The organism is Pontibacillus chungwhensis, assembly GCF_030166655.1.
Classification (GTDB): Bacteria; Bacillota; Bacilli; order Bacillales; family BH030062; genus Pontibacillus.
Map to the genome: position 1 here is coordinate 4,098,104 of NZ_CP126446.1, position 11,282 is coordinate 4,109,385.

The following is an 11,282-nucleotide window of genomic DNA, read 5'->3' on the forward strand; positions in this document are numbered from 1 at the left end:
AATCATACTTCACGTCATTCAGTATGCGGAAGCCCCTTAATAATAAAATCGACACCTTCGCTTGATTCTTCCAAATCTAATTCAATGTCTTTCGCTATATCCTGCATAGAAGATTCTATGGAAACCCGAATGCCGTTGACTTCAGTTATAAGATCGGACTCAGCCGGCTCTTCAAGTCCCATCCCCAATTGGGTTCCTCCACACCCTCCTGCAGCGAATATTCTAAGGTTGGAGGACTCCTCTTCATCGATTATTTGTAGAATTTGTTCTTTAGCTTCATTTGAAATTTTCACTTTTGATCTCTCCTATCTACAATCTATTCTCAACTTTTATTTTGTTATCAAACACACTGAAAATTTTAACATATACCGAAAGTAGCGTGTCTCATCCAACGAAGAGATTCGTTCCCTTGCACTTTTCGTTGGATACTATTAAAGTATATAATGATTGCTTTCTATTCTAAATGGAAACGAATTAGAAAAAAACATTTTCACTTTTAACTTTGGGAACTTGTTTTCCCTTAAGGAAAGGGTTCAGATATAGTATGAAAGATAATTTTTGGCATGAGTTGCCGCGACCGTTTTTTGTTTTGGCACCGATGGAAGCTGTAACGGATGTTGTATTTCGTCATGTCGTGAGTGAAGCAGCAAGGCCGGACGTATTCTTTACAGAGTTCACAAATACGGAAAGCTACTGCCATCCAAGAGGCAAAGATAGCGTTCGTGGCCGTCTGACATTCACAGAGGATGAACAGCCGATTGTTGCCCATATTTGGGGAGATAAACCTGAATACTTCCGACAAATGAGCATTGGAATGGCTGAAATGGGATATCGCGGAGTCGATATCAATATGGGTTGCCCTGCACCGAATGTTGCTACAAAAGGGAAAGGTTGCGGACTCATACGCCGTCCGGATGTTGCAGCGGAAATTGTACAGGCGGCTAAAGCAGGAGGCCTTCCTGTAAGTGTAAAAACCCGCCTAGGTTACACAGAAGTCGAGGAGTGGCACGACTGGCTTCGACACCTTTTAGAACAGGATATAGCTAACCTCTCCATCCACCTCCGTACGAAAAAAGAGATGAGTAATGTGGATGCTCACTGGGAGCTGATTCCTGAGATTAAGAAGCTTCGTGACGAAGTAGCTCCTGATACACTTCTAACTATTAATGGGGATATCCCTGACCGTCAGAAGGGGCTTGAACTTGTTGAGAAATATGGTGTAGATGGGGTTATGATTGGACGAGGAGTCTTCCATAATCCATTCTGCTTCGAAACAGAGAAGAAAGAGCATACCAGTGAGGAGTTGCTTGATCTTCTACGTTTGCAGCTCGATCTTCATGATAAATATTCAGAGGAATTAGAGCCGCGCCTCTTCAAACCACTTCGCCGCTTCTTTAAGATTTATGTTAAAGGCTTCCGAGGAGCAAGCGAGTTACGAAATCAATTGATGAGCACTGAATCAACTGATGAAGTCCGTGCTCTCCTTGATGAATTTACAGAGAATAATGGAGTGGAAGAAGAGAAAGGTTTTTCAATTTCTTAAATAATCTCTCGTGTATTTCATGCGAACTATGCTAGGTAATAAAAAAACGAGGAGAGCCTTAAGCTCTCCTCGTTTTTTATATTACTTTTCAATACCGCACTGCTTCTTTGATGTTAAACCCGCTTGTATTTATTTAATAGATCTTCAGAGATATGACAATAATCTCCCGGACATCTGGTTAACCGATCCTGGTGTTCTTCCGCACTTCTTACATAGTTAGTAAGTGGTAAAACTTCCACTACGATACGTCTAGCGTCCTCTCTTTCCCTTATAAACGCTTGTGCATCTTCCAAATGCTCAGGGGCCTCGCTATACACACCTGTTCTATATTTCACGCCTACATCTTCCCCTTGTTGATTCAGGCTGTAGGGGTCAATGATTTCAAAGAGATACCCCATTAAATCTTTTATGTTTACAACCGCCGGATCAAATGTTGTTTTGACACATTCAGCGTAGCCGTCATAGTCCCCTCCGAGTGTAGGACTCGTCCCATTCGCTCTTCCCGCTTCTGTAGATGTAACGCCAGGGAGTGTCTTGATGAATTCTTGCACGCCCCAGAGACATCCACCAGCTATATAGACTGTTTCCATCATCATGTACCTCCTTGTTTAAGCATGTAAGCTCTTCTTTATTTATGGTACGGTTCCCCCCGATTAATCCGAAACGCACGATATATTTGCTCTAAAAGCACAAGCCTCATTAACTGGTGGGGGAGCGTCATTTTCGAGAACGATAAAGCGAAGTCTGAGCGCGCAGTCACTTCTTCACTTAAACCTAATGACCCTCCGATAACAAAGGTTACTTTGCTCTTCCCATAAGTAGCCAGCTGATCCAACTGTTTCGCCAGTTTCTCAGATGTAAGCATATTTCCTTCAATCTCTAACGTAATGACATGAGCATCAGGATTAACCTTAGCAAGAATGCGCTCTCCTTCTTTCTGCTTCACCTCTTCCATTTGGGCTTCACTTAGGTTTTCAGGAGCCTTTTCATCAGGAACTTCAATTAAATCGATCGAGGCATAAGCTCCCAGTCTCTTTTCATATTCGCTGATGCCTTGTTTTAAGTATTTTTCTTTTAGTTTTCCAACAGAAATAATGGTGATCTTCATAGTTATACTCCTTCGGTCTATTTCTTACGTTTATCGTATCATGAAACAGTGTTAGAGTATAAAAAACCCCAAAGTCACAGATGACTTTGGGGTGATTTCTTATTTATTCATGGAGGAGAAGAAGTCTGCTAGTGGATCATCTTCGTCGAATTCCACCTTTTCCTCTTCCTTATGGATCTCCTCTTGTAAGTGATCAAGATTAATATCATCAAGATCATCATCAGTCGTCCAGTTATCCTCAGCCGGTGACTCATTTTCTCGCCAGTCGTTTGTATAGGAGGACGCGTTATCTTGCCCAGAAGCTACAGCGTAAGACTTTGCCTGAATGGCTGACTCCACTTGTTCTTGAAGCTCTAGAACATCATCAAAATCATAAGCGTTGTTGTGTAACGACGCATAAAGAGAGGTAGCCCGAATTGGGTCCATAAGCAATTGGTAGAGTATACTACCCATTAAAGCTTCTGAATGTTCATGTTTAAGCCAATTCCGCTGTTCTTTCGTTAATGATTTTGGTAATGAAACCGTAACGGTCTCTTTCTCCTTAGAACGCGTTTCTGATACCCCTTGCATAACATACTGAGCAATTCGGCTTGAGAAATTGCGTTTTTCCGTTTCCTTTAAATGTTGGAGTTGCTTCAATACATAATCCGGTGTATCTGAAGGAATACGGAATGTGATTGCCTGGCCTCTTTGAATACCTTTTTTGGAATCTCCCATGAAATCTTCCTATCTACTTAGCAGAAGTCGCTTCTTGTTTTTGCTTCTCCTGTTTTTTATCTCTCTTTGTTTTCCTAACGAAATCAGATACTAGTTTGTAATAAGCATTCGCCATCATCCAAATGCTTTCATTTTCGTCTTCAAAGAACTCAATATTAAATCCATCCAGACTATTATTGAGGGATTTTAAGTAATCTTTTAAAACGGCAGAACCGCCGCCAACGAAATAGCAAATTTCAGACTGAGAATTTCGCTGCCAAACATTGCGCAGATAGCGGTATTGCTTCTTCGCTAATTCTAAAAGAATACGATCTGTAATATCATGGACGCTTGTCCGACTTCCTTTCACCATGATGTGGTGTCGATCATTTTTACGCGTAATGATATCGACCACATCACGACGACTGTCTAACTCTACGCCATGTTTTGTCCGGATTTCATCACGGATGGCTTCTAATGATTCAGCCACTCCAAGGTTAAACCCTTGTGCTTTATCATCATCTACATTGCGGTTACGAATCACGGCAATATCCGTTGATAATCCACCAATGTCTTGAATTAAGATTTGCTTATCAATTAAGTCTTTATTGATCACATTTAAATCGTTATCCATGACAAGATTGACGAACGCTGCGAATCCTTCTGGGTATACTTTTACTTCATCAAATTTAAGATTTACTTTCATACCCTGATACTTTGGTGTTACAAGGAACTCGACCTGGTGAACAGAACCGAGTAACTGAGAGCGATAGCCTACGTCTTTTCCTTCTTTTACTTCTCTAAGAGGTAGTCCTGTTCCAAGCGTATAGTTAGCGTCCACAACGTTTCGGTTATTTCCATGATGCTTTCTAGTATCGTCTTCTCTTGATACTGCATCAAGGGCTAATGAGGCAAACAGCATAACCAATGTCTGATCTTCTTCAGACTTACTACTTCCTGGATCTAATTCAGTAGAGTTACTACTCTTTGTTGCTAGATTTCCTACACGGTAAATCGCATTATTGTCCTTTAAGGCAGGCGAATGCACGCGGATATGTAGATTATCTACAGGATCCTTTTCGTCTAATTCTTCTATTCCTATTACAGGACGATCTTCAATATCTCTAGCAATCACGTTTGGAATATAAAGCTCCGAATCTAACTTACCGAATAACGCCTTTAGGGCATCATTACCAACATCAACAGCTGCAATTCTTGAATTTGTCATGAAACTAGCTCCCCTTCTTTTTTGAAGTTAATGACTAGAGTCTCTATCCGATACCTAAAAGATATAGAAGATTTAGACAACAGTCAATGTCTTCTTTTGTCGACATTTCTGTATACATGTGTACGGTTTATGTTTACATGTATACGAAATCTGTACACATACTGTTATATCAACATGTATACGCTTTTGTGTACTTGTATACACTTTTGTTTACTTAATGTTTACGTTTTCCGTATACTTGTTTACGTAATTGTATACATGTACACATTTTTGTAAACACAAACCATAAAAGAAAGAGAGAAGCATTTAACCTTCTCTCTTCATGTTTATATCTATTCGTCTCGAGTAACCAGAATGTGACTAGGTCTTATAACTTAGAGAGATCTCCATTTTGTATCCAACCTCTCGCTTTAAGTGCTAGTACAAGATGGCGTATCCCCACCATATAAGCTGCCTGACGCATTTCGCAGCCTTTCTCCTCTTTCATCGAGTATACTCGCTTAAAGGCAGCAATCATTTTCTCTTCAAGTTCTGTGTTCACTTTCTCTTCTTTCCAATAATAATTCATCGTATTTTGGACCCATTCAAAGTAAGATACGGTTACGCCTCCGGCATTACACAGGATATCCGGAATAATAAAGATCCCCTTTTCTTCTAAAATACGGTTTCCTTCTGGTGTAGTTGGACCGTTAGCGGCTTCAGCAACGATTTTTGCCTGGATTTTAGGTGCTGTATCTTTTGTAATCTGATTTTCTAATGCAGCTGGAATGAGGATGTCTACAGGGAGTGCAAACATCTCTTCGTTTGAAATGGAGGTGCAATGTTCAAAGTCAGCAATGACATTCCCCTCCCCTATAAATTCTAAGAGAGCCGGGATGTCTAATCCTTCTTCTTTGTATATTCCACCCGACACATCTGTTACAGCTACTACTTTTACGCCGGTTTCATGTAAGAATTTAGCTGTTGCGCTTCCTACATTTCCAAACCCCTGTAATGCAGCTGTAGCTCTTGATAGGTCAATATCAAGGGCGTTGGCCGCTTCTCTTATATGAATAACCACTCCACGTCCCGTAGCATCAAGGCGCCCCTCAGATCCCCCTATAATGATCGGTTTGCCTGTAATGAGCCCTGGTATATTGTAACCACGTAGTTTGTCGTATTCATCGATCATCCATGCCATAATTTCAGGAGTTGTATTCATATCCGGAGCAGGTATATCCTTTTCTGGGCCAATGACAGGTGTAATCTTCCGAATGTAACTTCTACTTAGCTCTTCTAACTCTCTTTGATTTAAGTCATTCGGGTTTACAATCACTCCCCCCTTCCCTCCTCCGAGGGGTAACTCAATAATGGCTGATTTCAAGGACATCCAGATCGATAGAGCCTTTACTTCATCAAGGGTTACAGAGGGATGGAAGCGTATTCCCCCTTTACATGGCCCTAGTACGTCAAGGTGCTGTGAACGATAGCCTGTATAGTTCTCAACAGAACCGTCCTCTTTGCGAATAGGAATTGATACTTCCATCACCCTCATCGGTTTCTTTAAGATGTGATAGATGCTCTCATCTAACCCTAACTGTTCCACGGATTCACTGAGTAATTGTTTTACAATCGTATATGGATTTTGATCATGTGTAGAAATATCTGCTTCTGCTTTATGTTTTTCCATAGCTTTTCCCTACCTCTCGTACATTTACATATTAGTAATGTGTCACCATTTACGTTTCCTTATGTAAACATTCGTCATATTTATTGTTTCATTTGGAAAGATAAGAACACTATTCATACAGAGAGGACATTCATACCCATGAGCAAATCGAGTATAAGCTTTATATTGCGACTGAAACTTGATAAGAAGACAGCTTCTTTCGGTCAGATTGCTACTGTTATTAGTTCAGCAGGCGGGGATCTTGTCGCCATAGATGTTATTAAGGAAAATAGAAACTCTACTATACGGGATCTAAGTATTAACATTCATCAGGAAGAGGTTCAAAATCGTATTACGGCTGAATTAAGGAAGTTAACAGGGATTACGATTCAACAGACCACTGACCGTACTTTCCTCGCTCATTCAGGTGGCAAGATTCACATTATGCCTAAAATCAAAATTGATAGCCGTGATGATATGTCGCGTGTTTACACACCTGAGGTAGCTAGAGTGTGCGAAGCAATTGATGAAAATGTAGAACTAGCCCACGACTATACCATTAAGAAGAATGCTGTGGCAGTGATTTCAGACGGAACCGCAGTTCTCGGTTTAGGAAAGATTAAACCAGAAGCAGCCATGCCTGTCATGGAAGGAAAAGCCATGCTATTCAAGCAATTCGCTGATATTGATGCTTACCCTATCTGTCTAGATACTCAAGATCCTGAAGAAATCATTACAATTGTTAAGGCACTCCAGCCCACATTTGGAGGGATTAACCTAGAAGACATAGCTTCTCCAAACTGCTTTTCCATTGAAGAACGCCTAAATAAAGAATTAGTCATTCCAGTGTTTCACGACGATCAGCACGGCACAGCTATTGTTGCATTAGCCGGATTGTTAAATGCCCTCAAACTCGTTTCTAAGCCTATCAAGGACTGTAAAATTATCGTTTGTGGGATTGGTGCAGCAGGTATGGCCATTACCAACATGCTACTAAAAGCAGGAGCGAAAACGATTATAGGCGTCGATGTTGAGGGAGCGCTTCATTGCAATCAAAACTACGATCGTCCCGGTTGGAATGAATTCGCTCAAAAAACCAATCCAAAGCAGGAAAAGGGAAAACTATGCGAGGTCATAAAGAATGCTGATGTGTTCATAGGTGTTTCAGCGCCTGGACTATTAACCAAAGCTGATATTAAAAAAATGGCCAAGGATCCAATCATATTTGCTTTAGCCAATCCGAATCCAGAAATAAAACCAGAAGAAGCAAAGCCTTATGCAGCTGTTATTGCTACAGGGAGATCCGATTATCCAAACCAAGTAAATAACGTATTGTGTTTCCCAGGTATATTCAGGGGGGCACTAGACTGTCGCGCTACGGAAATTAATGATGAAATGAAGCTTGCCGCGGCTAAAGCAATTGCTTCAACTATTGGAGAAGAGGAGTTAGACGCCGAATATATTATTCCGAGTGTGTTTAACAAGGAAGTCGTCCCCTCTATTCGCCAAGCCGTTATAGATGCAGCCGTTAACACGGGTGTGTCTCAGATTGAACCAGAATAGATACGAAAAAGGAGCACTCAAATGAACGAAGACGATAAAAAGCAACGACAAGATGCAGAAGAAGCCGTTGGCAAAAAAGACATTAAGCATTTGGCGTTCTACGGAGGCCCATTTACCGCTACCATCCCGCTTGTGTTTTTTATTATTTGGGCCATCTCTTTAAGTGTGACAAAGCTGGTTACAGAGGAAGCCCTTGTTTTGGGTATGGTAATCGGCGTCGCACTCGGCCTATTCTTCTGTAAAACCGTTTGGAAAGATTACGCCCAAGGATTAGTAGAGGGAATGGCTCAACCGATAGGAATTATTGCAGTCATTGCTTGGTTTTGGGCAGGGATGTTCGCTAAACTCTTAGCGGCCGGAGGACTGGTAGAAGGTCTAATTTGGGTTGGATTTCAGACAGGCCTTGAAGGTGGCTTTATTGTAGGATTAACCTTCCTATTGGCTGGTGTATTCTCAACAGCCGTAGGAACAGGGTACGGGACTGTAGCAACGTTCGGAATACTTATGTTTCCTGCAGGAATTATATTAGGGGCTGACCCCGTTATATTACTGGCAGCTATATTAAGCGGAGCTGTATTTGGTGATAACTTAGCCCCTGTATCGGACACCACCATCGTTTCAGCTACAACTCAGGAAGCGGATGTACCTGGAGTAGTCCGCTCTCGGTTTAAGTATTCCATTACAGCAGCTATACCTGCATTGATATTGTTTGTTATTTTAGGAGGAGGCGAGCAATCAAGCAATAAAGAAGCCTTTCTTCAGCTTCAAGAACAAGTAACACCTACAGGTTTATTGATGCTCATTCCATTTGCTATTGTATTATTTTTGGCTCTTTCCGGACGCCACTTATTAACATCATTAACAATAGGAATTGTATCCTCGATTGTCATGATCATTATAATTGGAGTCCCCCTTCGTAAAGTACTTTATATCTATCGCAACGAAGCAGGGGAAGCTGCAATTGGAGGCGCATTAATGAACGGAATCGGTGGATATTTTAATATGGCGATCCTCATTCTATTTATATTAGCAGCCGCTCACCTAATGGAGCTAGCTGGTACGATGGAAGCCATTAAAAACTTCTTTTTAAAAATTATAGATGGAATTGTCCGACGTGCTGAACTTTCGATTTTCGCCATCGTAGCCTTTTTAAATGTATTTATAACCATTAACACCGCTGCTGAAATTACGGCAGGACCTTTTGTTCGGAAAATTGGGGAAGAGTTTAATATACATCCATACAGAAGAGCCAATTTCCTTGATACTGTTTCGTCATCCTTAGGCTACATCTTCCCATGGAGTGGTGGTGTATTGTTAGCTTGGGCAACTATAAAAGGAGCAGCCAAGGAATATGAATTTCTACCTGTCGTAGGTCCTACGGAAGTATTTCCTTTTGTCTTTCAAGGATGGTTTCTATTACTAGTGATGTTTATTTCGGCCCTGACAGGTTGGGGGCTTCGCTATAAAGGTGAAAACGGAGAAGAAATTAAACCCACTAAATAAAGGATCCCTTTAAAAGGGTTCTTCATGGGGCTGTTTTTTAGAATTTCTAACACACGCATCTCTTTGCATAAATTAAGGAGATATTTATCCACAGTTTATTTCAATCGTCTAGGTTTACTCAAAAGCTTCACGTTTCATAGACCAACACGAACCTTCTCCACTACTTTTTTGTAACTATTCCGGTTTTATAACAAGAAAGTAATAGTACAATTTGTCCTGATTTATTATTTTCTTTGCTGAATTTAAGCAAAATGAATGTCTCAAAATCTGATTAGTTCTTAGGGATGGGACCTTTAGTCTTAGCATATAAAAACGTCAGTTTCTATTAAGAAACTGACGTTTTCCTTTACTCTTCTTATCAAAATTGTACGACTATTCCAACTTATCAACATACTTATCCACAATCTTAAAGTTCTTGTGATACTAACAAGGGAAAGGGGTATATAAACAAGTTATACACAAAGTTATCCACATATACACAAATGAATCACTTTATTTGGTATTAGAACCTGCGTTCGCCACTATATATGTAGCAGACTCACTACAGTATTCACACGCTGTGGATAATTGTTCATCTTTATTAAGTTGATCTAAGTTCGGGAAAGTTTCACACTCATCCACAATGACATCAATCCCCCGATCAACATGATCCTGACATACAAATAATTTCAAACTCCACACCTCCCTTATTTAAGAATAGGAAAAGCAGGGACATCAGCCCCCGCTTCTTGTTCTCTTAATAACTTTGATTGGACAACGTCATTGTAACTTCTTGCTGCTGTCCATTACGGAAGAATGTAACCGACATTTTGTCACCAACGTTTTTATCCTTATACAAATGTTTACGTAAATCAACGATGCTTTGAATGTCTTTACCGTCTAATTGGGTAATGACATCATATTGCTGAAGTCCTGCTTGGTCAGCTGGAGAAGCGGTTTGTACATTATCAACCACAACACCACCATCAACCTCTTTAGGTAAACCTAAGATTTCCCTTTGTTGAGAACGAGGGACTTCAGATAAAGAAACCGCTCCGATTCCCATAAATGGTCGAGTAACTTCTCCATCTTCTTCTATGTCTTCCATAATCGGAACAGCATTATTAATAGGGATAGCAAACCCGATTCCTTCTACTGCTGATTTAGCAATTTTCATGGAGTTGATTCCTATAAGCTGGCCTTTTATATTAATAAGGGCACCGCCGCTATTCCCTGGATTAATTGCAGCATCCGTTTGCATCACTTCTGCCTGCCAATCCATTCGTCCATCTCCATTGAAATCTTGAGGGATCGCCCTTTGCTTTCCGCTAATAATCCCTTTCGTAACAGATCCAGAGAACATCAACCCTAGTGGGCTACCAATAGCTATCGCTGGTTCCCCCACTTTTACATGGGACGAGTCGCCAATCTCAATCACCTTATCCACTTTTGAATCTTCGACGGTCAGAACAGCTAAATCTGTATATGGATCAGCTCCAACTAACTCCGCTTCAATGCGGGTTCCGTCAATTAAAGAAACTTCCACTCGGTCAGCACCTTGAACCACATGGTTATTGGTTACGATATAGGCTTTGCCGTTTTCTTTTTTATAAATAACACCAGAACCTGTGCCTGCCTCGCCACCAGATGGTTGCTCTTGGAATAAACCTGAGGATTCGCGAATCTTCACAACGCCTACAACGGCCTCTTGCACATCACTTACTACCTCTGTAACTTGAGTAGTAACATCCAAGTTCACATTTTCTGTTGTCGTATTATTACTTTCTCCTTCATCTGCTTGCACTTGTTTATTCTCTTGTGAGGATAAATCATATGGCAAGAGATTCGATTGAATAAGAGCGGGTAACGCTAACATGATTAACACAGCACCAAGGATAATACCTACAACCGTCGGCATAATCCAGCCAGGACGCTTGTGTTGATTGCCTGAAGGGGTTTGATCATCATAGTAGCCCATTTAGCCTTCAATCCTTTCTGAACTAGATCTATACTA

Annotated in this window: 11 protein-coding genes; 3 read left to right on the forward strand and 8 right to left on the reverse strand. The window is 40.8% G+C overall.

Going from position 1 to position 11,282, the window contains the following annotated elements; translation table 11 throughout:
• Window positions 1-14: 14 nt before the first annotated feature.
• Complete coding sequence (locus QNI29_RS20665; RefSeq protein WP_231419451.1) at window positions 15-293, reverse strand: adhesin; 279 nt, start codon at window positions 291-293, stop codon at window positions 15-17.
• A 251-nt stretch (window positions 294-544) separates the two neighbouring features.
• On the opposite strand from QNI29_RS20665, the gene QNI29_RS20670 reads away from it, so the two are divergent.
• Window positions 545-1,543, forward strand: a complete 999-nt coding sequence (locus tag QNI29_RS20670; RefSeq protein WP_231419450.1) for a tRNA dihydrouridine synthase — start codon at window positions 545-547, stop codon at window positions 1,541-1,543.
• Between the two features lie 113 nt (window positions 1,544-1,656).
• Here QNI29_RS20670 and QNI29_RS20675 read toward each other — a convergent pair whose 3' ends face one another.
• The 5 genes from QNI29_RS20675 to QNI29_RS20695 form a co-directional block, all read right to left on the reverse strand.
• A complete protein-coding gene (locus QNI29_RS20675) occupies window positions 1,657-2,133 on the reverse strand; it encodes a peptide-methionine (S)-S-oxide reductase (RefSeq protein ID WP_231419556.1) in 477 nt (158 codons plus the stop codon).
• Window positions 2,134-2,171: 38 nt separating this feature from the next.
• Window positions 2,172-2,651, reverse strand: coding sequence for a 23S rRNA (pseudouridine(1915)-N(3))-methyltransferase RlmH (rlmH, locus tag QNI29_RS20680; protein ID WP_231419449.1), 480 nt, complete (start codon window positions 2,649-2,651; stop codon window positions 2,172-2,174).
• 99 nt (window positions 2,652-2,750) lie between these two features.
• On the reverse strand, window positions 2,751-3,368 hold the full coding sequence (locus QNI29_RS20685) for a hypothetical protein (protein WP_231419448.1): 618 nt from the start codon (window positions 3,366-3,368) through the stop codon (window positions 2,751-2,753).
• A gap of 13 nt (window positions 3,369-3,381) precedes the next feature.
• Window positions 3,382-4,575, reverse strand: a complete 1,194-nt coding sequence (locus QNI29_RS20690) for a ParM/StbA family protein (protein WP_231419447.1) — start codon at window positions 4,573-4,575, stop codon at window positions 3,382-3,384.
• Between the two features lie 367 nt (window positions 4,576-4,942).
• A complete protein-coding gene (locus tag QNI29_RS20695; RefSeq protein WP_231419446.1) occupies window positions 4,943-6,244 on the reverse strand; it encodes a Glu/Leu/Phe/Val family dehydrogenase in 1,302 nt (433 codons plus the stop codon).
• A gap of 138 nt (window positions 6,245-6,382) precedes the next feature.
• Between QNI29_RS20695 and QNI29_RS20700 the strand changes: the two genes are divergently transcribed.
• Window positions 6,383-7,786 carry an NAD-dependent malic enzyme gene (locus QNI29_RS20700; protein WP_231419445.1) on the forward strand — a complete coding sequence of 468 codons (1,404 nt, stop codon included), beginning with the start codon at window positions 6,383-6,385 and terminating at the stop codon, window positions 7,784-7,786.
• Between the two features lie 21 nt (window positions 7,787-7,807).
• The gene (locus tag QNI29_RS20705) at window positions 7,808-9,289 is read left to right on the forward strand and encodes a Na+/H+ antiporter NhaC family protein (protein ID WP_231419444.1); all 1,482 of its coding nucleotides are present in this window, start codon (window positions 7,808-7,810) and stop codon (window positions 9,287-9,289) included.
• A 492-nt stretch (window positions 9,290-9,781) separates the two neighbouring features.
• Here the strand turns inward: QNI29_RS20705 and QNI29_RS20710 are convergent, their stop codons facing one another.
• Window positions 9,782-9,961 carry a CxxH/CxxC protein gene (locus tag QNI29_RS20710; protein ID WP_231419443.1) on the reverse strand — a complete coding sequence of 60 codons (180 nt, stop codon included), beginning with the start codon at window positions 9,959-9,961 and terminating at the stop codon, window positions 9,782-9,784.
• Window positions 9,962-10,025: 64 nt separating this feature from the next.
• A complete protein-coding gene (locus tag QNI29_RS20715; RefSeq protein WP_231419442.1) occupies window positions 10,026-11,246 on the reverse strand; it encodes a S1C family serine protease in 1,221 nt (406 codons plus the stop codon).
• Window positions 11,247-11,282 lie beyond the last annotated feature (36 nt).

Excerpts from the sequence above, each read along its gene's own strand:
- QNI29_RS20695 (WP_231419446.1), bottom strand. The coding sequence starts at position 6,244 with ATGGAAAAACATAAAGCAGAAGCAGATATTTCTACACATGATCAAAAT.
- QNI29_RS20670 (WP_231419450.1), top strand. The coding sequence starts at position 545 with ATGAAAGATAATTTTTGGCATGAGTTGCCGCGACCGTTTTTTGTTTTG.
- QNI29_RS20675 (WP_231419556.1), bottom strand. The coding sequence starts at position 2,133 with ATGGAAACAGTCTATATAGCTGGTGGATGTCTCTGGGGCGTGCAAGAA.
- QNI29_RS20705 (WP_231419444.1), top strand. The coding sequence starts at position 7,808 with ATGAACGAAGACGATAAAAAGCAACGACAAGATGCAGAAGAAGCCGTT.
- QNI29_RS20715 (WP_231419442.1), bottom strand. The coding sequence starts at position 11,246 with ATGGGCTACTATGATGATCAAACCCCTTCAGGCAATCAACACAAGCGT.
- rlmH (WP_231419449.1), bottom strand. The coding sequence starts at position 2,651 with ATGAAGATCACCATTATTTCTGTTGGAAAACTAAAAGAAAAATACTTA.
- QNI29_RS20700 (WP_231419445.1), top strand. The coding sequence starts at position 6,383 with ATGAGCAAATCGAGTATAAGCTTTATATTGCGACTGAAACTTGATAAG.
- QNI29_RS20690 (WP_231419447.1), bottom strand. The coding sequence starts at position 4,575 with ATGACAAATTCAAGAATTGCAGCTGTTGATGTTGGTAATGATGCCCTA.
- QNI29_RS20685 (WP_231419448.1), bottom strand. The coding sequence starts at position 3,368 with ATGGGAGATTCCAAAAAAGGTATTCAAAGAGGCCAGGCAATCACATTC.